Origin of the sequence: Catellatospora sp. TT07R-123, from assembly GCF_018327705.1 — a bacterium.
GTDB lineage: Bacteria > Actinomycetota > Actinomycetes > Mycobacteriales > Micromonosporaceae > Catellatospora.
In genome coordinates this window covers 979,883-1,003,002 of record NZ_BNEM01000002.1, presented here as the reverse complement: position 1 = coordinate 1,003,002, position 23,120 = coordinate 979,883, and the positions used below count along the sequence as shown (strand labels likewise).

Here is a 23,120-nt window from a genome sequence, read left to right as displayed (position 1 = left end):
GGCCTGTTTCGACCATTCCCCTGCCCCCGTGATGACCCGCCGGCATGGTGGCAGCGAATGCCTGCCCCATCATTCTGTCAGCAATGGTCCGTAATAGTCAGCAATCGTCACGTTCCGGCAAGCTCCGCTGTGAGCTACTTCTCCGACAAGTGTTGGCGAAGTCGCGGAGAGCTGGCTAGGCTGGCCTGGTGGGAAGCGTCGTCACGTCCGGCTCCGGGCACAGCAGCGACCCCCGGGCCGTGCGGACCCGGGCGCGGCTGGCCGGGGCGTTCACGGCGATCACCGCCCGCGATCCGGGCGTCCCGGTGACGGTCAGCGCGATCGTGGCCGAGGCCGGGCTCAACCGGTCGTCGTTCTACGCGCACTTCGACACCACCGGCGCGCTCGCCGTGTACGTCCTCGAACAGGCCCTGCGCGACCTGCCCGAACAGGACCTCGCGGTCCGGCTGAGCGACACCGCCAGCGGCGAGCAGGCCTCACGGCTGGTCCTGGGCAACATCGTCGACCAGGTCGAACGGCAGCGGACCGAGCTCGTCGCCGTGTTCGGCTCGGCCGACGGCGGTGCCGCGCTGGCCCGGTTCGGCCAGCAGCTGGCCGACAACATCAGCTACTACTTCGAGCGGATCGGGTTCGCGCCGATGCGCCCGCCCGCCGAACTCGCGACCGCGGCGGTCTTCCTCGGCCACGGGCTGGCGGCGGCCGTCGCCGCCTGGCTGGCCGAGCCCCGCCCGCGCGAGGAACTGATCGCGGACCTGGTCGCGCTGGTGCCCGCCTGGGTGCACGCGCCCGGCCCGCGCTGAAACAACGGTAAGGAGAGACACCTCATGTCCAAGACCTGGCTGATCACCGGAACCTCCAGCGGCTTCGGGTACGAGCTGGCCAAGGCGGTGCTGGCGCACGGCGACACCGTCGTGGCCACCGCCCGCGACACGTCCGCGCTCACCGCGCTCGTCACCGAGTACGGCGACCGGGTGCGTGCGGTCGCCCTCGACGTGACCGACGCGGCGGCCGCCAACGCTGCGGTCCAGGCGGCCGTGGACGCCTTCGGCGGCCTCGACGTCGTCGTCAACAACGCCGGGTACGCCAACTCCGGGTCGATCGAGGAGATGCCCGACGACGAGTTCCGGGCCCAGATCGAGACGAACCTGTTCGGCGTCGTCAACGTGACCCGGGCGGCGCTGCCGGTGCTGCGGCGCCAGCGCCGCGGCCACGTCATGCAGTTCTCGTCGGTCGGCGGCCGGGTCGGCGGCTCGCCCGGCCTGGCGGCGTACCAGACCGCGAAGTTCGGGGTGGAGGGGTTCTCCGAGGTGCTGGCCCGGGAGGTGGCGCCGTTCGGGGTGAAGGTGACCATCGTGGAGCCGGGCGGGTTCCGCACGAAGTGGGGCGCGGGCGCGGGCCGCACCTCGGTGCCGGTGGGTGCGGACTACCAGGCCACCGTGGGGGAGTTCCTGAAGTTCCGGGAGAAGTACCAGGGCAGCGAGCCGGGCGACCCGGTCCGCGCGGCGCAGGTGCTCATCGACCTCGCCGACGCCGAGGAGCCGCCGCGGCGGCTGCTGCTGGGCTCCGACGCGCTGCGCTCGGCCCGCACCGCCGAGCAGGCCCGCGCGGCGGAGACCGAGAAGTGGGCCGAGGTCAGCGTGTCGACAGACTATCCGGCGTGAGGCGTCCGGGGGCGGCCCCCGCTCAGGCGAAGGCCGCCACCCGGGCGGCGAGGTCGCGGTGGCGCTGCTGGCGGAAGCCCGGCCGGAAGCCCTCCGTCCAGGGCTTGCGCGGACCGGCGAAGTGCATGATGCGCACGTCCTGCGCGGCGCGCTCGGACGCCGCCATCGGCTCCAGCTCGTAGCTGCACATGTGGTTCCAGCGGGGCGGCAGCCGCCGCCAGCGCTCGTACGCGACCAGGTTCAGCGCGTCCTGGTCGGGGAAGCGCAGCCGGTCGCCGTTCTCGGCCAGGTAGGCCAGGCAGCGCTCGGTCACGTCCAGCTCGCGCCACTGCGGCAGGTTGATCAGGATGACCCCGGAGTTGAAGTACGGCGCGTCGGCGGGATGCTCCGGGCCTGACCCGGGGATGCCGCCGAAGGCGTCGAAGCGGTCGGCGAACGCGTCGCGCACCGCCGCGAGCGGCACGCCGTCCAGCGGCACCTGCCACAGCGGGCCGAGGTCGCCGCAGACGTGGACGTCGGCGTCCAGGTAGAGCAGGCGGTCGGGGCCGTCGACGAGGTCCGGCAGCAGCAGCCGCAGGTACATGCCGGGAGTGAGCCAGGACATGGCCTCCAGCTCGGCCACCGGCAGCGAGCGGAACGCGTCGCCGGCGGTGAGCAGGTGCAGCCGCCCCCGCCCGGCGAGCTGCCGCCGCAGCGACGGTTCCTGCTCCTTGGCCACCTGGTCGGTGGTCAGCAGCCAGAACGTGACGTCGTCGCGCTCTCCGCGGTCCAGCACCGACTCCAGGGCGACCCGGGCGTGCCCGGCGTACGCCTCATCGAACGCGAAAGCAATATCCACTCCGGCTGTATAGCAGAGCTTAACCGGATCATTGAATACCTATATCGAAATCTGGCATCGGCAAGTGGAGTTATTGCATGCTCATGCCTAAAACTTGCACTTTGGACCGGGTACGACCTGCGGCCCGGCTGGCCCGCCGTACCCGGTCCGGTCGCCACGCCCGGTGTCGCTACGCCCGGCCGGCGAGCCCGGCCGCCTCCAGCAGGCGCATGGCCTCGTCGGCGGCGTCGGCCTCGACCAGGATCTGGTAGCGCTCGGCCTGCATCGCCGACACCGACGCGAAGTCGCGGCGGCCGCCGGACAGGGCGTGCCCGGCCAGGCCCATCAGGGCGCCGGCGACGGCGCCGAACAGGATGCCGTACAGCACCAGCAGCAGCAGCGACACCAGCGGGCTCACCCAGTTGAAGAAGCCGAACAGCCAGGCCAGCAGCGCGCCCATCACCGCACCGGACACCGCCGCCTGGAGGGCGGCCCGGCCCATGGTCAGCCGCCCGGTGACCTGCTCGACCAGGCTCAGCCCGCGCCCGGCGATGGCGGTGCGCTCCACCGGGAACCCCTGGTCGGACAGGTGGTCCACGGCCCGCTCGGCGGCGGGGTAGTCGTCGTATGTGGCGATGACGACCTGCCCGGTGGCGCGGCTGTCGGCGGTCCACTCGGTCTGCGTCATGGCGTCCCTCCTCATCGGCTCTTCGTTGAGCCGCCTATGCCCGCCGCGCCGGTGCCGGAAACGGGGCGGCGCACGGATCGGTGCCGCCGTGTGGCACGGCGGCACCGATCAGCGGACGCGCATCCGGGATGCGCCGGTCCGGGGCTTGCTCAGGCCGCGATCACCGGTAGGTAGATCGATCCGGAGCAGGTCGTCGACCCCACGTTCTTCACGTAGAAGAGGATCTGCCGCGAGGCCGAGCCGTTGCTCTCGATGATCTGGCGGTAGTCCAGGCGGGTGGTCTCCAGCTGGCAGCCCGAGGTGCTGGACGCGAGGCCGATGGCGTGGGTGTAGTTGCCGATGTTGGAATACCAGAGCCAGCCCACCGAGGCGCCGGGCGCCAGGGTGCCGGTGCTGACGGTCGAGCCGCCGCTGACGGTCGCCAGCTGGATGTCGGCCTGGCAGGTGACGGCGCCGACGTTCTTGATGGTGAACCAGAACTGGCGGGCGGCGCCGGACTGGACGTACCAGCTGCGCACCACCTGCCACTGGCACGCCGCACTGCTGGTGGAGCCCGTGGGCTTGAACCCGGCCACGTAGGTCAGGCCGGCCGGGAGGTTGGTCCACAGGTGGGTCTGGGTGCCGCCGGGGGCGACGCCTCCGGTCGAGTTGATCGTCCACGACGACAGGCCGGACAGCAGCACCGTCGCGGCGCAGGCGATCGAACCCGTGTTCTGCAGCGTGAACTGGAACCGGCGCTCGCCGCCCCACACCTGCAGGTACCGGCTGTCGGTGGTCTGGAACTGGCAGGCCGCCGAGGTGCTGGCGCCGGACGGGGTGTAGCCGACGACGTACGCGACGTCGGCCGGGGCGTTGTACCAGACCCAGGTCTGCGACCCGCCCGCGTTGACGGTGCCGGTGTACCAGGTCGAGTTGATGCCGATCTTGCCGGTCGCCGCGGCGGCCGCCCGCGCGTCGAGCCGGGGCGTGCCGTCGGCGGAGCCGGGTTGGGCGTGCGCCGCGCCCGCGGTCGCGATCGCCGCGGTCAGCGCCAGCGCGGCGACGGCGGCGCGGATGAGCGTTCTCATGGAGACTCCTTGTCCGGGTCGGGCGCCCGGTTCATCTAGAGGCTGCGCGGCCCGGCTTGGCGGCGGCTAGCCGTCGGCTAGCCGACCTGCCCAGGTGGGTACACTTGTCAATGCGTCAATGTGGACGGTCACGGTGATCAAGGTGTACTGATCCGCATGGGGGCTGCATGCAATGGCGTCTGCTCGGCCCGGTCGAAGCTGTCGTGGACGGCGAACCGCTGGCGATCACCCGCCCCCAGCAGCGGGCCGTGCTGGCCTACCTGCTGCTCAACGCGAACGTGACGGTCTCCAGCGAGCAGCTGGAGGAGGCGCTGTGGGGCGGGGCCGCCCCGGCCCGGGCCCGCACGCAGGTCCAGGTGTGCGTCTCCCGGCTGCGCCAGCTGGCCCGCGGGGCAGGGGCGGGTGAGCCGATCGCGTCGGGCGCCGGGGGATACCGGCTCGCGGTGGCCGACGGCGACCTGGACGTGCTGGCTTTCACCGCCCTGGCCGCCGACGCCCGCGAACACGCCGCGGCCGGTGCGGCCGAGCCGGCGGCGGCGCTGCTGCGGCAGGCCCTGGGCCTGTGGCGCGGGCCCGCGCTGTCCGGAGCCGCCGCCGCGTTCGTCGGTCCGGCCGCGGCCGGCCTGCAGGACGAGCGGCTCGCCGCGTACGAGGACCTGTTCGAGGCCGAGCTCGCGCTGGGCCGGCACGCGGCCCTGATCGGGCCGATGCGCGACCTCGCGGCCGAGAACCCGTGGCGGGAGCGGCTGGCGGCGCAGCTGATGACCGCGCTGGTGCGGTCGGGCGACCAGGCGCAGGCGCTGCGGGTGTACGAGCAGACCCGCCGCCGCCTGGCCGACGAGCTGGGCGTCGAACCGGGCACGCAGCTGACCGAGACCCACCTGCTGGTGCTGCGGCAGGGCCTGCCCACCAGCGCCCGACCGCCCGCCGTCCCCGCCGCGCCGCCCGCCGAGCCGTCCGGCCCGGCCCAGCTGCCGGCCGACCTGTCCAGCTTCAGCGGCCGGGAACCGGAGCTGTCCGCCCTGGGCACGATGCTCGACCGGGCCCGCGACAGCAACGCCACCGCGGTCGTCGCGGTCGTCGGCACCGCCGGGGTGGGCAAGACGGCCCTGGCCGTCCGCTGGGCCCACCGGGTGCGGCACCTGTTCGGCGGCGGCCAGCTCTTCGTCGACCTGGGCGGCTTCTCGCCCACCAGCCCGATGCCGACCGCCGAAGCCCTGTCCCGCTGCCTGCGCGCCCTGGGCGTGCCCGCCGGGCGGATACCCGACGACCTCGACGAGGCGGCGGCCCTGTTCCGCAGCGTGCTCGCGCACCGGCGGGTGCTCATCCTGCTCGACAACGCCCGCGACACCGCGCACGTCCGGCACCTGCTGCCCGGCGGCGCCGACTGCCTGGTGATCGTGACCAGCCGCAACCGGCTCGACGGGCTCGTCGCCCGGCACGACGCGCAGCGGCTGTCGCTGGACGTGCTGTCCCCGGAGGAGGCAGACCGGCTGCTCACCCGGGTGCTGGGAGCCGAGCGCAGCGCCGGGCAGCGCCCCGCGATCACCCGGCTGGGCCGGGCGTGCGCCCGGCTGCCCCTGGCACTGCGCATCGCGGCGGCCGACCTGCTCGGCCGGCCGCAGGAGACCGTCGACGGCTACCTGGCGCGGCTGCGCGACGGCGACCCGCTGACGATCCTGGCCGTGGCCGAGGACGAGCAGCTCGCCGTACGCCACGCCTTCGCCGTCTCCTACCGGGCCCTGCCGACCCCGCTGCGCCGTCTGTTCCGCCTGTTCGGGCTGGTGCCCGGGTGCGACGTGACGGCGGACTCGGCCGCGGCGATGCTGCGCTGCCCGCCCGGCGAGGCGGCGCCGATGCTGTCCGGGCTGGCCGACGCGCACCTGGTGTTCGAGCGGGCGCCCGGCCGGTTCACCGTGCACGACCTGCTCGGCCTGTACGCGACGCAGCTGGTCGGTGCCGACGACAACCGGCAGGTGCGGGCCGACCTGTTCGACTGGTACCTGTCGAGCCTGCACGCGGCGGCCGACCAGCTGTATCCGCAGGTGCTGCGCCTGCCACCGGCCCCGGCACCCGCGCGGGCGCCGCAGCGGTTCGCCTCGCACGTGGAGGCCCGCGCCTGGCTCGACGCGCAGCGCCACGACCTGGTCACCTCCGTGCGCCACGCCGCCGACGCCGGTCTGCACGCCAGCGCCTGGTCGCTGGCCGACGGCCTGCGCGGCTACCTCTGGCTGGGCATGCACACCGCCGAATGGGCCGAGGTGGCCACGGTCGGCCTCGCCGCGGCCCAGGCCGACGGGCATCGGCGGGCCGAGGTGGCGGCCCGGCTCAGCCTCGGCGCGCTGCACTGGCGGCGGGAGCGGTTCGCCGGGGCGATCGACGAGTACGAGCGGGCGCTGGCCTGCGCACACCGCGCGGACTGGCCCGAGGGGCAGGCCGCGGCGCTGGGCAACCTCGGTCCGGTGTACCGCATGTCGGGCCGGCCGCACGACGCCCTGCACATCCTGGAGGAGGCGCTCGCGATCAACCGGCGCGCCGGCCGGGACGCCGGGGTGGCGGTCAACCACAACAACCTCGGCATGGTCTGCTGCGACCTCGGGCGGCTCGGGCAGGCCGCCGAGCATTACCACGCCGCGCTGTCGCACCAGGCCGGCTCGGCCGCCAGCCGGGCGCTCGTGCTGTCCAACCTGGCCCAGGTCCTGCACCTGCTCGGGCACTCGGAGGAGGCCCTGCGGACGGCGACCGACGCGCTGCGGCTGCACGAGCAGACGGGCAGCCGGGGCCGGGGGACGGCACTGTGCCTGCTGGCCCGGGTCCACGGCGACCGCGGCGACCGGCCGCAGGCGGTGCGGCTCGCGCAGCAGGCCCTCGCCATGGCGCGCGAGCCCGCCGAGCCGCGGCTGGAGGCCAGCGCCCTGCACGCCCTCGGCATCGTCGAGCAGGACACCCGCGCGCTGGTACGGGCCCTGTCACTGGCCCGTACGGCGGGTGACCGGTACATCGAGGCCGATGTCACCGTCAGCCTCGCCGAGCTCGACGAGGCCGCGGCACTGTCGTGGTGCCACGCGGCGCTGTCGATCGCGCAGGGCTGCGGCTACCGGGTGCTGGAGGGGCGGGCGTTGACGGCCCGCGCGGTGGCCGAGCGGCGCGCCGGCGACCTCACGTGCGCCCTGGACTGCGCGCTGGCGGCGCGGCGGCTGCACGCCGAGACCGGCCACCAGCCGGGCACCGAACGGGTGGAGAAGCTGCTGGCCCGGCTCGGCCCGGTCCCGTCCTGACCGCGCCGGGCACCCGGATGCGCGCCGGGCACCGGCCGCCCGGGATGTCCGGCGGCCGGTGCCCGACGGGTGCCGCGCGCGGGTGACTACTTCGACCGGCGGCCGAGCCACCACACGACGCCGATGACGGCGGCGCCGGCGACCCACGGGGCGGGGTTGTTCCGGATGCTGTCGCGCAGGCCGCGGCCCATCGACTCCCACTGCCGGCGGTCGCTGGGCACCCGGTCGGCCAGGACGTGGACGACCTCGCCCGCCCGGTCCTTGGCCAGCGCGGCGGTCGCGGCGACCTGCTCCCTGACCTCGCCGGCCGACGCGGCGACGGTGCGGCCGGAGTCGACCAGGGCCTGCCTGACCTCCCCGGCCTGCGCGGCGACCGCACGACCCGAGTCGGCCAGCGCCTGCTTGACCTCGCCCGCCTGGTCGGCGACGGCGCGGCCGGTCTCGGCCAGCGTCTGCTTCACCTGGCCCGCCGCAGCGGGCACTCCGTTCGTGCTTCTAGCCATGAGCGGACCTCCTCGTCGTGCCGGACCGCTGACGGCCCGACGAGGTCCGGATACCCACCGGTGCCGGCTTCAACCGCGCCGGGGCGGTGTTTCACGCCGTGGCGGCCGTCCACTCGATCCACGGCGGACGGACGCTGGCGCAGACCGGTCCGCCGTCGCCCCCGGTCAGCGGGAGGGCGCCGGTGACCAGGGTGCGGTCGTACGGCTGCGCGAAGGCGAGCGCGGCGACCGGCGCCAGCTGCAACTTCGCCCGCCGGAACCCGACCGGGCCGTGCGGTGACCCGTGTGTCCAGACCAGATACAGGAAGCGCTCGCCACGGCGGCCGTGCACGTAGGGGCCGCGGAAGTCGGGGCCGGTGGCGGTGTCGACCACGGTGACGTCGAGGTCGAACCGCACGGACGCGGCGTCGGCGGGGATCGCGTCGACGACCTCGCGCCCGCGCTGCACGCCGACCCGGACGTCGCCGTGCTCGCCGAAGCGGGTGCCGGGCAGCGCGGTGCCGATGATGCGTACCTGCATGGGCCCACTGTGCCACCTGGGGGCCGGGCCCGCCGGGTCACCTGGCCGCGATGCCGTGCAGGAGCAGGTCGACCAGCCGGGTGGCCAGGGCGGGCCGGTGCTCCTGGCCGGCGATGAGCGAGATCCCGCCGAGCGCCATCAGCACGTCCTCGGCGTCGACCTGCGTACGGGTGGTGCCTGCCCGCGTCCCGGCCGCCAGCAGCACACCGATCGCCTCGGCGAGCTCGGCCCGGGTCTGCCGCCGCTCGCTGTCGTCGGTCAGCACGACGCGCAGGGCGTCGGCCATGCCGTGCTTGGTGGCCATGAAGCCGATGAACCGCTCCATCCAGGTGCGCAGGGCGGGCATCGGCGCCAGCGTGGCCGCCAGCTCGGCGGCGGCCGCGCACAGCGCCTGCACCTCGTGCCGGTAGGTCGCCTCGATCAGCAGTTCCTTGGACGGGAACCGGCGGTAGAGGGTGCCCACGCCGACTCCGGCGGCGCGGGCGATGTCCTTGACCGAGGCGTCCGCGCCGTCGCGGGCGAAGGCGGCCGCCGCGGCCTGGAGCAGGCGGTCCTCGTTGCGCTGAGCGTCGGCGCGCAGCGGCCTGCGCGAGGGTGCCGCGCCGTCGTCGGCGGTGGGGGCCAAGGCGGGTCCTTCCAGGTGCCGTCTGGTATCCGGAACCAGTTCCGGTTACTGTCGGATGAAACCGGAACCAGTTCCGGATACGAGCCTACGGCAACCGGCCCGGGGCCGCCCACCTGGAGGACGACATGGCACGCCACCTCATCACCACCCCCTTCGGCGCGCAGAGCACCGCCGCCGACGTGCTCGCGGGCGTCGACCTGTCCGGCAGGCGCGCCGTGGTCACCGGCGGAGCCTCCGGCATCGGCCTGGAGACCGCGCGCGCCCTGGCCGCAGCCGGTGCCGAGGTCGTCCTCGGCGTACGCGACCCGGACGGCGGGAACCGGGTCGCCGCCGAGATCGCCCCCGCGGGCGGACCGGGCACGGTGCGCGCCGCCCGGCTCGACCTCGCCGACCAGGACAGCGTCCGCGCCTTCGCGCAGGACTGGTGCGGGCCGCTGCACATGCTGGTGCTCAACGCCGGGATCATGGCCGCGCCGCTCGCCCGGACCGGGCAGGGCTGGGAGTCGCAGTTCGCCACCAACCACCTCGGCCACCTCGCCCTCGCCCTCGGCCTGCACGACGCGCTGGCGCGAGCTCGCGGTGCCCGGGTCGTCTCGGTCAGCTCGGTCGGCCACGTCAACGGCGACATCTGCTGGGACGACGTCAACTTCGAGCACCGTCCGTACGACCCGTGGGCCGCCTACAGCCAGTCCAAGACCGCCAACATCCTGTTCGCCGTCGAGGCGGCCCGCCGCTGGGCGCCCGACCGGATCGCCGTCAACGCGCTGAACCCCGGCCGCATCACCGGCACCGGGCTGTCGCGCCACATCGGCGACATCTCCCGCAGTCCGGCCTCGTTCGACCCCGCCAGCACCGACGTGTCCTGGAAGGATGCCGCGCAGGGCGCCGCGACCTCGGTGCTGCTGGCCGCGTCGCCGCTGGTCGAGGGCGTCACCGGGCGCTACTTCGAGGACTGCGCCGAAGCGGCGCCGCACCGGCCGGGGGTGCGCCGCGGCGTGGCCGCGTACGCCCTCGACCCCGATCACGCCGCCCGCCTGTGGCAACTCTCCCTCGCCCTACTCCACCCCTGACCGCCCGCCCCCGTCCACCGGCCACCGGCCACGGGCCACGGGCCACCCCAAGATCACCCGACTTGCCGGGCAATCGGGCATGTGAACCGTCAAGATACGCCCGACTGCCCGGCAAGTTGGGTGATCTTGGGGTGGGTTTCGGCCCTCGCGGGCGGGATGGGCCGGTGTGGCCCGGCGGGCGGGGCGGCCGGGGGCGCGGGGTCGCCCAGAACGTCACGCGCGGTGACCGAACCCGGTTTGATGGAACTGGCCATGTTCCACCTGACGGGGAAGGAGGCGCCATGCGAGCGACGTTGATCTACGGCGCGGGTGACGTACGGGTCGAGGAGGTGCCGGACCCGGTGCTGCGGGAACCGACCGACGCCCTGGTACGGGTGCTGCGCTCCTGCATCTGCGGCAGCGATTTGTGGCCGTACGGGTCGCGGCCGGCCACGGCCGAGGGCGACCGCATCGGCCACGAGTTCCTCGGCGTGGTCGAGGACACCGGCGCCGAGGTGTCCCGCTTCAAACGCGGTGACGTGGTGGTGGCCCCGTTCGTGTACTCCGACGGCACCTGCGACTTCTGCGCGCAGGGGCTCCAGACCTCCTGCCGGCACGGCGGCTTCTGGGGCGCCGGCGGCGTCGACGGCGGCCAGGGCGAGGCCGTCCGGGTGCCGCAGGCCGACGGGACGCTGGTCAAGCTGCCCGTCGGCGAGGACTCGGCGCTGCTGCCGTCACTGCTGACGCTGTCTGACGTCTTCGGGACCGGCCACCACGCCGCCACCACCGCGGGCGTCGGCCCGCGCACCACCGTCACGGTCATCGGAGACGGCGCCGTCGGCCTGTGCGCGGTGCTGGCGGCCAAGCGCCTCGGCGCCGAGCAGATCGTCCTGATGGGACGGCACAAGGTCCGGACCGACATCGGGCGCGACTTCGGCGCCACCGACGTCGTGGCCGAGCGCGGCGAAGAGGGTGTCGCGAAGGTCATGGAACTGACCGGCGGCGACGGCACCCACGCCGTGCTGGAGTGCGTGGGCCTCAGGGACGCGATCGACACCGCGTACGGCGTGGTCCGCGCGGGCGGCCGGATCAGCCGCGTCGGCGTGCCGCAGTACCCGGAGGTGCCCGCCGGCGCCCCGTCGTTCCTGCGCAACGTCACCCTGACCGGAGGAGTGGCCCCGGCCAGGGCCTACATCGAGGAGCTGCTGCCCGACGTGCTGGACGGCAAGGTGCAGCCGGGCCGGGTGTTCGACACCACGATCGGGCTCGACGGGGTGCCCGAGGGCTACCAGGCCATGGCCGACCGCCGAGCCCTGAAGGTGCTCATCGCCGTCTGACGGCGCCGCTCACCGCCGCCGCACCCGCAGCACGCCGGTCAGCATCGGGAGGGTGAACTCGCCGTCGGCGGTCTCCGGCCGGCTCGCGAGCACCGCACGGATCCGGTCGAGCGCGGCCTGCCGCTGCGGCTGCGGCATGACCAGCATGCCCGCGCGCGTCGCGAGGGTCGCGACGAGCGAGTCCGCGGTGCGGCGCTGCCCGTGCGGGAACTCGGCCTGCTCCGGCGACCCGAACCGGGCGGCGCCGGTCTTCGGCAGGTGCATGCCCGCCGTGGCGGCACGCCAGTCGCCGAGCGTGTCGCGCGGGCCGATCGCCGCGCTGCCGCCGACCCGGGCGAGCCCGGCGACCCAGTCGACCCGGTCGTCGAGCACGTTCCACAGCCCGGCGAGGACGCCGCCGGGGGCGAGCACCCGGGCGATCTCCGGCCCGGCGGCGGCCATGTCGAACCAGTGCATGGCGTTGCCGGCCAGCACGGCGTCGACCGAGGCGTCCGGCAGCGCGATCGCCTCGGCGCTGCCCGGCAGGGCACGGACCTCCGGCAGGGTGCGGCGCAGTTCGGCCAGCATCGCCGGGTCGGGCTCGACCGCGACGACGTCGGCGCCCAGCGCGGCCAGCACGGCGGTCAGCTTGCCGGTCCCGGCGCCGAGGTCGAGCACGCGCAGGCCCGGCGCGGGTTCGAGCGCCCAGCGTACGGCGGCCTGCGCGTAGTCGGGGCGGTGCTCGGCGTACGCGGTGGCCGCCGCGCCGAACGACGACGCGTGACGTGCCCGCTCATCCTGCTCCATCTGTCGGTCCTCTCTGGAACGCTGCCGGTCGGTCAGATCCCCGGGACGGTCCCCGGCCAGACGACCGCCTGGACGGCGATCATCTTCTCACCGTCGAAGGCGACCGAGGCGCCGCCGTGCAGCCGGTACCCGAGGTCGAGGGCCTCGCTGACGCGGCGGCAGAACGTCGCGTCGCCAGGCCCGGTCAGCAACCGGTATCGGGGCAGCCCGTGCGGAGGGCACGGCAGGTCCGCCTCGTCGCGCTTGCCCGACAGCATGCCCTGCGGCAGGCGTCCGGGCTGGCGGGGCGGGGGAGCAGGGCTGACCGGCGCGGTGACCGCCTCACGCCGGACCCGGCGCGGCACCGCGATGGCCGCCAGCCGGCCTCGGCGGTCCGGCCTCGGTGCGGCGGTCGCCTCAGGCGGCGGACCATGCCGCAGCGCCATGCCGACGCCGTCGCCGTGCCCGCGCGCCACGGCGCTGAGGCGCGGGGTGCCCGTGGGGCGGCGCTCGTCCGGCAGGGCCCCGTCCCAGCCGAGCTCGCGGTCCTGCACGATGGCGTCGGCGAGTTCGGTGAGCTCACGGCCGGGATCCAGGCCGTCCCGCTCGGCCAGCCGCACCCGGTACTCCCGGAACACCTGGAGCGCCTGGGCCTGGCGGCCCGAGCGGTGCAGCGCCACCATGAGGCAGCCGCGCATCCGCTCCCGGAACGGATGCAGCTCGGTCAGCGGGAGCAGCTCGCCGACGACCTCGTCGTAGCGGCGCAGCGCCAGCCGGGCCACGGCCAGGTCCTCGACCGCGCACAGGCGCTGCTCCTCCAGGGCCACGCGGGTCGGGTCGACGAAGGCACCGGCGGCGTCGGCCAGCGGGCCGCCCCGGCACAGGCCGAGCGCGCCGCGCAGGCACTCCTCGGCGGCGGCGTGGTCGCCCTCGGCGAGCAGCCGCCGGGCCCGGCGCAGCTCCTCGTCCATGCGGTGGGCGTCCAGGCATTCGCGCGGAGCGTCCAGCAGGTAGCCGTAGCGGTCGCTGGTGATGGGGTCGGTGAGGCCGATGTCCTGGAAGCAGCGGCGGATGTCGGAGACCGCGGTGTGTATCCGCGACCGGGCCCGCCGCGGCGGGGTGTCGCCCCACATGGCCTCGGCGATGCCGTCGTGGGTGACCACCCGGCCGGTGTTGAGTGCGAGCAGGGCCAGGATGCCCCGGGTCTGGGCTCGGTCGACGCGATGGGTCGACCATCCTGACAGGACGACGACGCGACCCAATATTTGTATCTGCATCTATCCCCCCGTGGATGTGTGCGTGTGAAGCATATGTGAATCCGGTGTGGAGCGTCGGCCCGCACGATGGACGCTGTGGTGCTGCTCCAGCCGGAGTTTCACCACGGATGTCTCTGTCGATGAAAGGGAGGCAAGCATGACGAAGCTGCTTGACCGGGTCCTCGGGCTGGCCGCCAAGGCCGACGCCGCCGCCGGCTGCCCGCCGGACCCGTACCAGCAGAAGCGGGTCGAGTGCTACAACGGCGTCTACGTCCAGACCTGCTACCGCACCTGCTCCACCTCGGGCAACTGCACCACCAGCTGTGGCGCCTGGGGCGGCTGCCGGTGCGTGGCGGCCGACGCCTCGTACTGCTGAGTCACCGCGGCCGGGCGCTGCACAGCGGCGCCCGGCCGCCTTCGGCGATCCGCTAAGGAGCGACGGTGAACCTCGTCCTGATCACTCTGCACGCCGCGCTGGCGGTGGTGTTCGCGACCGCGGCGTACTCGAAGCTGCGCCGGCCGTCCGCGCTGCGCGCGTTCACGGCCTCCCTGCGGGAGCTCGGCTTGGTGCCGCGGGCGCTGGCGGCGCCGCTGGGCCTGCTGGTGGCCGCCGCCGAGGTGGCCGCCACGGGACTGCTGCTGTGGCCGCCGACCGCCGGGGCCGGGCTCGTCCTGTCCGGGCTGCTGCTGGTGGCGTTCAGTGCCGTCATCGGCCTGGTGCTGAGGCGCGGCACCACGGCGTACTGCCGCTGCTTCGGGGCATCCGGCGGACTTCTGCGGGCCGACCATGCGGTCCGCAACCTCACCCTGGCGCTGGCCGCCGCGCTCGGCCTGGCCGCCGGACCGGTCGACCTGACGGCGTCCGGCTCGGTCGCCGAACTGGCCGCGGCGGCTTTCGCGGTCGCCGTCGGCGTGAGCCTGGCGCTGCCCGTGGTGCGCTGGGACGACCTGCGATTCCTGTTCACGACGACGAAGGAAGTCTGACATGCTGACCGTCCTGACGGTGGCGGTGGCCGTGCTGGCCGCCATGTGCGCCGTGAACCTGGCCCTGGTGCTTCGCCTGAGTGCCATCGTGCGCGAGGTGAAGGCCACGGGCGGGCAGAGCCGCCCGGAGTTGCTGGTCGGCGACCGGCTGCCGGAGTTCGCGCCGATCGAGACGCTCGACGGCGGGCTCGTCGCCCGCGAGCAGTTGCAGAAGTCGCCCACGCTGATCGGGTTCTTCACGCCGACCTGCGCGCCCTGCCACGAGGCGATGCCCGACTTCGCGACCGCGGCACAGCAGCTGCTCACGTACGGGGGCCGGGCGGTCGCGATGGTGCGGGTGCACCGCGGCGACGACCTGGACGAGACCCTGGAACGGCTGCAGGGCTGCCAGGTCCACCTCATCCACGACGGCGACACGGAGCTGATGCAGGCGTTCAAGGTGGCCGCCTTCCCGACCGTGCTGCGGTTCGAGGGCGGGTCCGTCGCGGCTACGAGCATCGACGCCGTGGGAATCAAGCACCTCGCGCACGCATGAGCGCGGTAGAGGTCACGCGGGTGCAGACCGTCCGCGTGGAGGACGGCGCGCGGTCGGGTGCGCCGGCCCGCGCCATGGCGCGGCGGCTCGGCCAGGCGGCCCGCCAGTGCTGGCGGGCCGCGCCCCGGCTGCTGCTCACCGCGCTCGCGCTGAACCTCGTCGGCGGGCTCCTGCCGGTCGCCGTCGCGTTCTACACCAAGCAGCTGCTCGACGGCCTGGCCTGGCCGAGCCGGGCGATCTGGCCGCCGCTGGCGGCGGTCGTGGTCGGCGGCGCCGCCATGGTGCTGGTCCAGCAGCTCTCGGGGTTCGTCGACCACGAGCTGCGGCGCCGGATCGCCACCGACGTGCAGCGGCGGCTGTTCGCCAAGGTCAACACCTTCATCGGGCTGGGCCGGTTCGAGGACCCGCGGCTGCACGACCAGCTGCGGATGGCGCAGCAGTCCGGCGGGTTCGCCCCGCAGCAGATCGCCGGGGCCGGGCCGCGCCTGGCGCGGGCGGCCGTGCAGTCGATCGGCTTCGCCGTCGCCGTCTGGGCGCTGTGGCCGCCGATCCTGGCCCTGGTCGTGGTCGCGGCGCTGCCCGCGATCGTGGCCGAGGTGCGGCTGGCGCGGGCCAACGCGCAGCTTGAGTCGACGATCTCGCATACGCTGCGGCGCAGGCACTTCTACGAGACGCTGCTGACCGAGCCGGACGCCGCCAAGGAGGTGCGCCTGTTCGGCATCGGCGGTTTCCTGTACGACAAGCTCGTCGCCACCCTGACCGCGACCGACCGGGCCGAGGCGGCGCTGGACCGGCGCCTGACCACGGCCCGCACGCTGCTCGGCCTGCTCGGCCAGCTCGTGACGGCGGCGGGTCTGATCCTGGCCGTCAGCCGGGCCGCGGCGGGGGACCTGTCCGTCGGCGACGTCGTGCTGCTGCTGGCAGCGCTGGCCGGTGTCCAGGCGTGCCTGCTGTCCATGGTCGGCGACCTCGGCATGTCCTACGGGGCGCTGCTCACCTACGGCGCCTATCAGGACCTGCTCAGCATGGCGGGCGACCTGCCCGCCGGCGAGCTGCCCGCGCCGCCGCTGCGGCAGGGCGTCGAGTTCCGCGACGTGTGGTTCCGCTACGACGAGGACGGGCCGTGGGTGCTGCGCGGCGTCAGCCTCACCCTGCGCCACGGCGAGTCGGTCGGCCTCGTCGGTGAGAACGGTGCGGGCAAGAGCACGCTGGTCAAGCTGCTGTGCCGCTTCTACGACCCGCAGCGGGGCCAGATCCTGTGGGACGGCGTCGACGTGCGTACGCTGCGCACCGACGAGCTGCGCGCGCGGGTCGCGGCGGTGTTCCAGGACTTCGTCCGCTACGACCTGACCGTGCGGGAGAACATCGGGCTGGGCGACCTTCCCGCGCTGGACTCCGCTGACCGGGTGCGGCGCGCGGCCGACCTCGCCGAGGCGGACGGCTTCCTCGCCGGCCTGCCCCAGGGCTACGACACGCTGCTGAGCCGGATCTTCTACGCCGACGAGCAGGACCGGTCCGGCGTGGGCAGCACCCTGTCGGGCGGCCAATGGCAGCGGGTGGCGCTGGCGCGCTCGCTGATGCGCGGCGACGCCGACCTGCTGATCATGGACGAGCCCAGCTCGGGGCTGGACGCCAACGCCGAGTTCCGGGTGCACGAGACTCTGCGGACGCACCGGCTGGGGCGGACCAGCCTGCTCATCTCGCACCGGCTGAGCGCCATCCGGGCCGCCGACCACGTCGTGGTGCTCGACGGCGGCCAGGTCGTGGAGTCCGGTTCGCACGACGAACTCGTCGCCGCCCGGGGCCACTATGCGCAGATGTACCAGCGCCAGGCTGAGGGATACCAGGAGCTGGTCTCATGACCGGGCCGGCGATCGCCGCCGCCGCGGTCGTGGTGCTCGTCGCGGCGCTGCTGGCGCTGTGGCGGCGGGTCCTGGTGGTGACCGTCCGCGGCGGGAGCATGACCCCCGCCCTGCACGAGGGTGACCGGGTGGTGGTGTGGCGGCGGCCGGGCCGGATCAGCGCCGCCCGCGACCTGGTGGTGGTCCGGGCGCCGGAGACGGCCTACGAGGCGGCCATACGCCCGATCCGGATCAAACGGCTGGTCGGGCGCCCCGGCGACCGGGTGCCCGCGGTCATCAGCGCCGCGCAGGGATGGGACCGCGACTTCGTGGTCCCGCCGGGCCGCGTCGCGGTGCTCGGCGACCATCCGCGCAGCGAGGACAGCAAGCAGTGGGGGCTGATCCCCGCCGACCGGATCGTGGGTTTCGTGGTGCGGATGCTGCCACCCGAGACGTCGGAGCACGCCTCCCACCCGTGACCGGCGTCAACGCTGCTGCCGGGCGCGCCCCATCGGCGGCGGGATGCCGCAGTTTCGGGCAAAGTGCTGGAATCCTGTGCTGCTTTCGTGCAGTTTCCCCGAAACTGCACCACCACGGAGAGGGCCGCACGTAGATGTCACGGCGCGGGTGGGGCCTGGCCGTCGTCGGGGGGCGGCGGGCTGTCCGGCATGCTCCGCAGTTCGGTGGCGACGGCCTTGACCGTGGCGGCGATCGGGATGGCCATCAGCGCGCCGATCAGGCCCAGCAGCCCGGCGCCGAGCAGGCTGGCCAGCAGCACGGCCAGGGCGGGCATGTCGAGGCTGCGCCGCATCACCCTCGGGACGATCAGGTAGTTCTCGATCTGCTGGTAGACCAGCAGCCACAGCACGATCCCGATCGCGGCGGGCCACAGTCCGGACGCGATCGCCGCGACGATCCCGCATACCGCGGTGCCCAGCGTCGCCCCGACCAGCGGGATGAGGTCGGTGACGGCGACGATCAGCGCCAGGGGCAGCGCGAACGGGATGTGCAGCAGCGCGAGCCCGGCGTACGCGGTGACGCCGGCGATGAGGGAGATCAGCAGGTTGCCGATCATGTAGGAGCCGACCTTGTCGACGCTCACGTCGACGACGCGGCGGACCCGCTCACGGTGCCGCAGCGGCGCCAGCAGCTGGACCTGACGGCGCAGGCGGGGCAGGTCGGCCAGGAAGTACAGCGAGAGCACCAGCACGGTCAGCGCCACCGCGAGCGTGCCGAGGAACGTCCGGAACAGGCTGAGCAGTCCGGTGCCGACCCGCTCGGGCACCGAGGCGGCCAGCTCGTTGAGCCGGTCGCCGAGCCCGTAGCGGGCGCTGAGGCGCCGGAACGCCCGGGACCGCTCGGCGAGGTCGGCGATGTAGCCGGGCAGGCCGTCCGACAGCTGCCCGGCCTGGTGCACCAGCGGCGGCCCGATGCCCGCGCAGAGCAGCCCGACCAGGACCAGGGCGGCGAACAGGATCAGGACGACGGCGTACGGGCGCCGGACGCGGTGGGCGACCAGCCAGCGTACGGCCGGGTCGAGGCTGACCGCGACGAACAGCGACACCAGCACGAGCACCAGGATCCCGCGGACCGCCCACACCGCTGACAGCAGCAGGCCGACCAGGGTGACGCCGCATGCCGCGGCGACCGCCCAGCCGAACACCTCGCGCCTGTCGACCCGCCGCCTGTCCGCCACAATCCCGACGCTCCGTTCCCCGTAGCGGGCGCCTGTCACGGGCCAGCCTATGGGCATCCCCGGGCTGTTCAGGCCGTTTCGGCCTGATCGGCGGCCCGCGCGGAGATCGCGTCCAGCCACGCCACGGCCTGCTCCGGGTCCGGGCCGACCTGTCCGAACAGGTCCGCCACCGCCGCGGCCGCCGCGGCCCAGTCGTGGTCGCGCAGGGCCAGGCAGGTCCGGGTGACGGCGTAGTCCCACCAGGCCTGCCGGTCGAGCCGGGGCGGCGGCCAGCCGTCGTGGAACCGGGTGAGCCGCTGGTACGCGGCCGCGTGCACCGCCTCGACCGTGGCCGGGACCGGGCCGTCCGCGGTCGCGGCGGCCAGCGGTGCCCGCCACGGCGGGGGTATCCGGTCCGGGTCGATCAGGCTGAGCGCGTGCCGCACGAGGTGGTCGCCGGGTGGTGGACTGGCGCGGGACACGGCGTGGCCGAGCCGGGCGAACGGGGCGGCGTCGTCGAACCGTACCCACTGGTCCAGGCCGCAGAAACCGGCCGCGACGGGCGGCAGCGGCCCGCCCGCGCCCAGGCCGGCCGCCTGTCGCGCGCTGACGGCCCGGCCGCCGGGCAGCAGCGCGGCGCCGACCCGCAGCCGCACCGGGCGCTGCGGGTCGGCGCGGTCGTGGAAGCCGACCTGCGGGCTCCAGCACCAGCGCCGGACCCGCGGGACGCGCGGCGCGCAGCGGTGGGTGCCGCCGTGGTCGGGGGCCACCGTCAGCGGGTCCCGTTCGCGGCGAACGGGACGTCGGGCGTCTCGGCGGCGCCGTCCCCGGCCGGGTGCCGCCACAGGCCCCGGGCCCGCAGCAGCGGCAGCACGCCCTCGCCGAACCAGTACGCCTCCTCCACGTGCGGGTGCCCGGACAGGATGAACTCGCTGATCCCGAGCTCGGCGTATTCGGCGATACGGTCGGCGACCTCGGTGTGGCTGCCGACCAGGGCGGTGCCCGCGCCGCCGCGCACCAGGCCGACCCCGGCCCACAGGTTCGGGGCGACCTCCAGCCGGTGGCGGCTGCCGCCGTGCAGCGCCAGCATCCGCCGCTGGCCCTCGGACTCGCTGCGGGCCAGGCCGGTCTGCACCCGTTCGATGTCGGTGTCGGTGATGCCCGCCAGCAGCTTGCCCGCCTGCGCCCAGGCCTCCTCGGCGGTGTCGCGGGTGATGACGTGCAGCCGGATGCCGTAGCGCAGCTCGCGCCCGGCCTCGGCGGCGAGCTTGCCGATCCAGGCGAGCTTGGCGGCCACGTCCGTGGGCGGTTCGCCCCAGGTCAGGTAGACGTCGGCGTGCCGGGCGGCGACGGGGCCGGCCGCCGCGGAGGAGCCGCCGAAGTAGACCGGCGGGACCGGGTCGGGCACCCGCGGGATCGTCGCGCCCTCCACGCGTACGTGGCGGCCGTCGAAGTCGGTGCTGCCGCCGCGCCACAGCGACCGTACGACGTGGAGGAACTCGTCGGCGCGGGCGTAGCGGTCGTCCTTGTCCAGGAAGTCGCCGTAGGCGCGCTGCTCGTGCGCCTCGCCGCCGGTGACCACGTTGAGCAGCAGCCGCCCGCCGGAGTGCCGCTGGAACGTGGCGGCCATCTGCGCGGCCAGGGTCGGCGACAGCAGGCCGGGCCGGAATGCGACCAGGAACTTCAGCCGCTCGGTCACCTCGGTCAGCATCGCGGTGGACAGCCAGGCGTCCTCGCACCAGGCGCCGGTCGGGGTGAGCGCGCCGACGAAGCCGAGCTGCTCGGCGGTGCGGGCGATCTGGCCCAGGTAGGCCAGGGTCGCCGGGCGGGCTCCGGTCGCGACGCCCGCGGGCAGCCCGTGGCCGCCGCCGACGATGAAGCGGCTGTCGCCGTACGTGGGCAGGAACCAGTGGAAGGTGAGGCTCATCGAGTCGCTTCTCTCGCTCGGGTGGGTGCGGGGGTCAGGCCGAGACCCCGAGCCGCGCCAGCAGGCGCCGGCGCAGGCTGCCGAAGGCCGGGTCGTCGGGCGTACGGGGGTGGGCCAGCTCGACGGCCCGGTCCTCGACCAGGCGCCCGCCGTCCAGCACGACGGTCCGGTCGGCCAGCAGCAGCGCCTCCTCGACGTCGTGGGTGACCAGCAGTGCCGCGAAGCCGTGCTGGCGGTGCAGCCGCAGGAACAGCTGCTGCATGCGCAGCCGGGTGAGCGCGTCCAGTGCCCCGAACGGCTCGTCGAGCAGCAGCAGCTGCGGTTCGCGGACCAGGGCGCGGGCGACCGCGACCCGCTGCGCCTGCCCGCCGGACAGCTCGGCGGGCCAGGCGGCGCCGCGGCCGTGCAGGCCGACCTCTGCCAGCGCGGCGTCGGCGCGGGCGCGTACGCCGGGGCCGGACAGGCCGAGCGCGACGTTGTCGGCGACCCGCTTCCAGGGGAGCAGCCGGTGCTCCTGGAACACCACGGCCAGGTGCGGCGGCCGCCGGACCGTGCCGGTGGCGTCGGGGTCGAGCCCGGCCAGCACGCGCAGCAGCGTGCTCTTGCCCGAGCCGCTGCCGCCGAGCAGCGCCACGACCTCGCCGGGTGCGATGGACAGGTCCGCTCCGGCCAGCACGACGGTGCCGCCGAACGAGCGCCGCACGCCCTCGGCGGTCAGCACGGGGGTCAGCTCGCCTTCAGTCCGCGACGCCACGCCAGGGCCCTCCGTTCCGCGATCCGCAGCAGCAGGTCGGACAGCAGTCCCAGCAGCGCGTACACGAACAGGCCGACCAGCACCACGTCGGTCTGCATGAACTCGCGGGCCTCCATCATCAGGAAGCCGATGCCGGACTGGGCGTTGACCTGCTCGCCGACGACCAGGCTGAGCCAGGCCGCGCCGATGGCCAGGCGCAGTCCGAGGAACAGCGACGGCAGGGCGCCGGGCAGCACCACGTGGCGCAGCCGGGCGAGCTGGCCGAGCCCGCAGGTCCGGGCGGCCTCGACGAGCCGCTCGTCGATGTCGCGGATGCCCGCGTACGTGTTGAAGTAGATGGGGAAGAAGCTGCCGAGCGCGACGAGGGTGATCTTCAGTTCCTCGCCGATGCCGACCCAGATGATCAGTAGCGGCACCAGGGCGAGGTGGGGCAGCATGCGAGCCATCTGCACGGGCGGGTCGACCAGGTCGTCGCCCAGCCGCAGCAGCCCTGCGGCGGCGCCGAGGGCGAGGGCGAGCAGGCCGCCGGCGAGCAGGCCGATCGCGGCCCGCTGCAAGGAGTCGAGCAGGTGTTCGCCCAGGGTGCCGTCGGCGGCCAGCCGCCATCCGGTGCGCAGGACGTCGCTGGGCGCGGGGAGTTTGTCCGGGGACAGGTAGCCGGTGCGGGCGGCGATCTCCCATGCGGTCACCAGCGCGAGCGGGGTGAGGGCGCGCTGCCAGCGGCGTACGCGGTCGCGGGGTCGCGGCGCGGCCGGCCGGGTGTCGTCGTCGGTGGCCGCGGCGGCGGCGGGGGCCGCCGCCGCGGCGGCTGTCACTGGAGCACCTCGTTGAAGCGGGAGTCGATGCGCGACTTGATGTCGATCTTCTCCGGGATGAGCTGGAGCGCCGCGAATCCGTCCGCGATGGCCTGCAGCTCGTCGCCGATCTCGGGGGTGATCGCGGCGAGGGGCTGGGCGCTGCGGGACAGAGCGCGGGTGGTGACGTCGAGCGGGATCTTCAGTTCCGGGGCGAGCGCGGCGGCACGCTCGTCGGGGTGGGCGATGCCCCAGTCGGTGACGGTGCGGTACTGCCGGATGAAATCGGCCAGCCGGTCGGCCTTCTGGTCGAGGGCGGCCGGGTCCGCCAGCAGGTATTCGCGGTTGGAGGCGAGCCCGGTGGCGTCCTCCAGGACCGCGACGCCGGGCTGCTCGGCCAGTGCGAAGTACGGGTCCCAGATGATCCACGCGTCGACCTGGTCGCTGTCGAAGGCGGGCCGGGCGTCGGCGGGCTTGAGGTACTTGACCTCGATGTCCTTCAGGGTCAGGTGGTGCTTCTCCAGCAGCTTGACCAGCAGCCAGTTGACGTTGGACCCCTTGTTCAGGGCCACGGACCTGCCCTTGAGGTCGGCGAACGAGGCGAAGCCCTTGGCCTTCTTGACCAGGACCGCCTCGCCCTTCGGTACCGGTGCCGAGGTGCCGATGATCTTGAAGTCGATCTTCCCGGCGGCGGCGAAGATCGGCGGGGCCTCGCCGGTCTGGCCGAGGTCGATCGACCTGGCCTTCAGGCCCTCGGTCAGCGCGGGTCCGCTCTCGAACAGCGACCACGTCGCCTTCGGGTCGGCGGCGTTGCGGGCCTTGACGAGGCTGAGCCCGCCGAAGCGCTGGTAGCCGATGCGCAGCGGCTGCCCGCCGGCGGCCGGTTCGTCCTCGCCGCAGGCGGTGAGGGTCGCCGACAGCGGCGCTGCGGCCAGCGCGGCCAGCAGGGTGCGGCGGGACAGTCGGGGCAGGACGGTCATGGGTGTTCTCCTGGGGTGGCAGCGGTCGTGTCGTCGCCGGTGACGGCCATACACTATCAACCCG

Annotated in this window: 24 protein-coding genes; 10 read left to right on the top strand and 14 right to left on the bottom strand. The window is 74.4% G+C overall.

Going from position 1 to position 23,120, the window contains the following annotated elements:
- Positions 1–188: 188 nt before the first annotated feature.
- Together Cs7R123_RS24690 and Cs7R123_RS24685 are read left to right on the top strand one after the other, a co-directional pair.
- Positions 189–800, top strand: a complete 612-nt coding sequence (locus tag Cs7R123_RS24690) for a TetR/AcrR family transcriptional regulator (protein ID WP_212830099.1) — start codon at positions 189–191, stop codon at positions 798–800.
- A gap of 24 nt (positions 801–824) precedes the next feature.
- A complete protein-coding gene (locus Cs7R123_RS24685; RefSeq protein ID WP_212830098.1) occupies positions 825–1,661 on the top strand; it encodes an oxidoreductase in 837 nt (278 codons plus the stop codon).
- A 22-nt stretch (positions 1,662–1,683) separates the two neighbouring features.
- Here the strand turns inward: Cs7R123_RS24685 and Cs7R123_RS24680 are convergent, their stop codons facing one another.
- From Cs7R123_RS24680 to Cs7R123_RS24670, 3 genes are all read right to left on the bottom strand, one after another.
- A complete protein-coding gene (locus tag Cs7R123_RS24680) occupies positions 1,684–2,499 on the bottom strand; it encodes a glycosyltransferase family 8 protein (RefSeq protein ID WP_212830097.1) in 816 nt (271 codons plus the stop codon).
- A gap of 169 nt (positions 2,500–2,668) precedes the next feature.
- Entirely contained in the window at positions 2,669–3,166 is a 498-nt protein-coding gene (locus tag Cs7R123_RS24675; protein ID WP_212830096.1) for a general stress protein, read from the bottom strand.
- A gap of 149 nt (positions 3,167–3,315) precedes the next feature.
- Entirely contained in the window at positions 3,316–4,233 is a 918-nt protein-coding gene (locus Cs7R123_RS24670; RefSeq protein ID WP_212830095.1) for a hypothetical protein, read from the bottom strand.
- 167 nt (positions 4,234–4,400) lie between these two features.
- Here Cs7R123_RS24670 and Cs7R123_RS24665 point away from each other — a divergent pair, with 167 nt between their 5' ends.
- A complete protein-coding gene (locus tag Cs7R123_RS24665) occupies positions 4,401–7,511 on the top strand; it encodes a BTAD domain-containing putative transcriptional regulator (protein ID WP_212830094.1) in 3,111 nt (1,036 codons plus the stop codon).
- A gap of 86 nt (positions 7,512–7,597) precedes the next feature.
- Here Cs7R123_RS24665 and Cs7R123_RS24660 read toward each other — a convergent pair whose 3' ends face one another.
- The 3 genes from Cs7R123_RS24660 to Cs7R123_RS24650 all read right to left on the bottom strand — a co-directional run bounded on the left by Cs7R123_RS24660 (position 7,598) and on the right by Cs7R123_RS24650 (position 9,159).
- Entirely contained in the window at positions 7,598–8,014 is a 417-nt protein-coding gene (locus Cs7R123_RS24660; protein WP_212830093.1) for a hypothetical protein, read from the bottom strand.
- A 91-nt stretch (positions 8,015–8,105) separates the two neighbouring features.
- The gene (locus Cs7R123_RS24655) at positions 8,106–8,534 is read right to left on the bottom strand and encodes a DUF5990 family protein (protein ID WP_212830092.1); all 429 of its coding nucleotides are present in this window, start codon (positions 8,532–8,534) and stop codon (positions 8,106–8,108) included.
- A gap of 37 nt (positions 8,535–8,571) precedes the next feature.
- Positions 8,572–9,159, bottom strand: a complete 588-nt coding sequence (locus Cs7R123_RS24650) for a TetR/AcrR family transcriptional regulator (RefSeq protein WP_244872110.1) — start codon at positions 9,157–9,159, stop codon at positions 8,572–8,574.
- Positions 9,160–9,284: 125 nt separating this feature from the next.
- Between Cs7R123_RS24650 and Cs7R123_RS24645 the strand changes: the two genes are divergently transcribed.
- Both Cs7R123_RS24645 and Cs7R123_RS24640 read left to right on the top strand, forming a co-directional pair.
- Positions 9,285–10,229, top strand: a complete 945-nt coding sequence (locus tag Cs7R123_RS24645) for an SDR family NAD(P)-dependent oxidoreductase (protein WP_212830091.1) — start codon at positions 9,285–9,287, stop codon at positions 10,227–10,229.
- Positions 10,230–10,510: 281 nt separating this feature from the next.
- Positions 10,511–11,545 carry a zinc-binding dehydrogenase gene (locus tag Cs7R123_RS24640; protein WP_212830090.1) on the top strand — a complete coding sequence of 345 codons (1,035 nt, stop codon included), beginning with the start codon at positions 10,511–10,513 and terminating at the stop codon, positions 11,543–11,545.
- 9 nt (positions 11,546–11,554) lie between these two features.
- Here Cs7R123_RS24640 and Cs7R123_RS24635 read toward each other — a convergent pair whose 3' ends face one another.
- Both Cs7R123_RS24635 and Cs7R123_RS24630 read right to left on the bottom strand, forming a co-directional pair.
- Positions 11,555–12,331, bottom strand: coding sequence for a class I SAM-dependent methyltransferase (locus Cs7R123_RS24635; RefSeq protein ID WP_212830089.1), 777 nt, complete (start codon positions 12,329–12,331; stop codon positions 11,555–11,557).
- Between the two features lie 32 nt (positions 12,332–12,363).
- Positions 12,364–13,587, bottom strand: coding sequence for a BTAD domain-containing putative transcriptional regulator (locus Cs7R123_RS24630; RefSeq protein ID WP_212830088.1), 1,224 nt, complete (start codon positions 13,585–13,587; stop codon positions 12,364–12,366).
- Between the two features lie 136 nt (positions 13,588–13,723).
- On the opposite strand from Cs7R123_RS24630, the gene Cs7R123_RS24625 reads away from it, so the two are divergent.
- The 5 genes from Cs7R123_RS24625 (at position 13,724) to Cs7R123_RS24605 (ending at position 17,405) form a co-directional block, all read left to right on the top strand.
- On the top strand, positions 13,724–13,942 hold the full coding sequence (locus tag Cs7R123_RS24625; RefSeq protein ID WP_212830087.1) for a hypothetical protein: 219 nt from the start codon (positions 13,724–13,726) through the stop codon (positions 13,940–13,942).
- Between the two features lie 65 nt (positions 13,943–14,007).
- Positions 14,008–14,550 (top strand): MauE/DoxX family redox-associated membrane protein, encoded by a 543-nt coding sequence (locus Cs7R123_RS24620; RefSeq protein ID WP_212830086.1) that lies wholly within the window; start codon positions 14,008–14,010, stop codon positions 14,548–14,550.
- Between the two features lies 1 nt (position 14,551).
- Complete coding sequence (locus tag Cs7R123_RS24615; protein WP_212830085.1) at positions 14,552–15,085, top strand: TlpA disulfide reductase family protein; 534 nt, start codon at positions 14,552–14,554, stop codon at positions 15,083–15,085.
- A complete protein-coding gene (locus tag Cs7R123_RS24610; protein WP_212830084.1) occupies positions 15,082–16,947 on the top strand; it encodes an ABC transporter ATP-binding protein in 1,866 nt (621 codons plus the stop codon). Before Cs7R123_RS24615 ends, Cs7R123_RS24610 begins: the two co-directional genes overlap by 4 nt.
- Positions 16,944–17,405, top strand: a complete 462-nt coding sequence (locus Cs7R123_RS24605; RefSeq protein ID WP_212830083.1) for a S26 family signal peptidase — start codon at positions 16,944–16,946, stop codon at positions 17,403–17,405. The genes Cs7R123_RS24610 and Cs7R123_RS24605 overlap by 4 nt, the downstream gene beginning before the upstream one ends.
- A 137-nt stretch (positions 17,406–17,542) precedes the next feature.
- Here the strand turns inward: Cs7R123_RS24605 and Cs7R123_RS24600 are convergent, their stop codons facing one another.
- The 6 genes from Cs7R123_RS24600 to Cs7R123_RS24575 form a co-directional block, all read right to left on the bottom strand.
- Positions 17,543–18,622: an AI-2E family transporter gene (locus Cs7R123_RS24600; protein ID WP_212830082.1), complete on the bottom strand. Its 1,080-nt coding sequence runs from the start codon at positions 18,620–18,622 to the stop codon at positions 17,543–17,545.
- A gap of 68 nt (positions 18,623–18,690) precedes the next feature.
- Positions 18,691–19,371: a hypothetical protein gene (locus Cs7R123_RS24595; protein WP_212830081.1), complete on the bottom strand. Its 681-nt coding sequence runs from the start codon at positions 19,369–19,371 to the stop codon at positions 18,691–18,693.
- A 2-nt stretch (positions 19,372–19,373) separates the two neighbouring features.
- Positions 19,374–20,528 carry an LLM class flavin-dependent oxidoreductase gene (locus Cs7R123_RS24590; protein WP_212830080.1) on the bottom strand — a complete coding sequence of 385 codons (1,155 nt, stop codon included), beginning with the start codon at positions 20,526–20,528 and terminating at the stop codon, positions 19,374–19,376.
- A gap of 34 nt (positions 20,529–20,562) precedes the next feature.
- A complete protein-coding gene (locus Cs7R123_RS24585; RefSeq protein WP_212830079.1) occupies positions 20,563–21,282 on the bottom strand; it encodes an ABC transporter ATP-binding protein in 720 nt (239 codons plus the stop codon).
- The gene (locus Cs7R123_RS24580) at positions 21,255–22,097 is read right to left on the bottom strand and encodes an ABC transporter permease (protein ID WP_212830078.1); all 843 of its coding nucleotides are present in this window, start codon (positions 22,095–22,097) and stop codon (positions 21,255–21,257) included. Before Cs7R123_RS24580 ends, Cs7R123_RS24585 begins: the two co-directional genes overlap by 28 nt.
- Positions 22,094–23,056, bottom strand: a complete 963-nt coding sequence (locus Cs7R123_RS24575; protein ID WP_212830077.1) for an aliphatic sulfonate ABC transporter substrate-binding protein — start codon at positions 23,054–23,056, stop codon at positions 22,094–22,096. The genes Cs7R123_RS24580 and Cs7R123_RS24575 overlap by 4 nt, the downstream gene beginning before the upstream one ends.
- Positions 23,057–23,120: the final 64 nt, after the last annotated feature.

What these genes read in the sequence shown, in the direction of transcription:
- Cs7R123_RS24685 (WP_212830098.1), top strand. Translation starts at nt 825, where the DNA reads ATGTCCAAGACCTGGCTGATCACCGGAACCTCCAGCGGCTTCGGGTAC.
- Cs7R123_RS24675 (WP_212830096.1), bottom strand. Translation starts at nt 3,166, where the DNA reads ATGACGCAGACCGAGTGGACCGCCGACAGCCGCGCCACCGGGCAGGTC.
- Cs7R123_RS24670 (WP_212830095.1), bottom strand. Translation starts at nt 4,233, where the DNA reads ATGAGAACGCTCATCCGCGCCGCCGTCGCCGCGCTGGCGCTGACCGCG.
- Cs7R123_RS24665 (WP_212830094.1), top strand. Translation starts at nt 4,401, where the DNA reads ATGCAATGGCGTCTGCTCGGCCCGGTCGAAGCTGTCGTGGACGGCGAA.
- Cs7R123_RS24660 (WP_212830093.1), bottom strand. Translation starts at nt 8,014, where the DNA reads ATGGCTAGAAGCACGAACGGAGTGCCCGCTGCGGCGGGCCAGGTGAAG.
- Cs7R123_RS24655 (WP_212830092.1), bottom strand. Translation starts at nt 8,534, where the DNA reads ATGCAGGTACGCATCATCGGCACCGCGCTGCCCGGCACCCGCTTCGGC.
- Cs7R123_RS24645 (WP_212830091.1), top strand. Translation starts at nt 9,285, where the DNA reads ATGGCACGCCACCTCATCACCACCCCCTTCGGCGCGCAGAGCACCGCC.
- Cs7R123_RS24640 (WP_212830090.1), top strand. Translation starts at nt 10,511, where the DNA reads ATGCGAGCGACGTTGATCTACGGCGCGGGTGACGTACGGGTCGAGGAG.
- Cs7R123_RS24635 (WP_212830089.1), bottom strand. Translation starts at nt 12,331, where the DNA reads ATGGAGCAGGATGAGCGGGCACGTCACGCGTCGTCGTTCGGCGCGGCG.
- Cs7R123_RS24630 (WP_212830088.1), bottom strand. Translation starts at nt 13,587, where the DNA reads ATGCAGATACAAATATTGGGTCGCGTCGTCGTCCTGTCAGGATGGTCG.
- Cs7R123_RS24625 (WP_212830087.1), top strand. Translation starts at nt 13,724, where the DNA reads ATGACGAAGCTGCTTGACCGGGTCCTCGGGCTGGCCGCCAAGGCCGAC.
- Cs7R123_RS24615 (WP_212830085.1), top strand. Translation starts at nt 14,552, where the DNA reads ATGCTGACCGTCCTGACGGTGGCGGTGGCCGTGCTGGCCGCCATGTGC.
- Cs7R123_RS24610 (WP_212830084.1), top strand. Translation starts at nt 15,082, where the DNA reads ATGAGCGCGGTAGAGGTCACGCGGGTGCAGACCGTCCGCGTGGAGGAC.
- Cs7R123_RS24605 (WP_212830083.1), top strand. Translation starts at nt 16,944, where the DNA reads ATGACCGGGCCGGCGATCGCCGCCGCCGCGGTCGTGGTGCTCGTCGCG.
- Cs7R123_RS24590 (WP_212830080.1), bottom strand. Translation starts at nt 20,528, where the DNA reads ATGAGCCTCACCTTCCACTGGTTCCTGCCCACGTACGGCGACAGCCGC.
- Cs7R123_RS24575 (WP_212830077.1), bottom strand. Translation starts at nt 23,056, where the DNA reads ATGACCGTCCTGCCCCGACTGTCCCGCCGCACCCTGCTGGCCGCGCTG.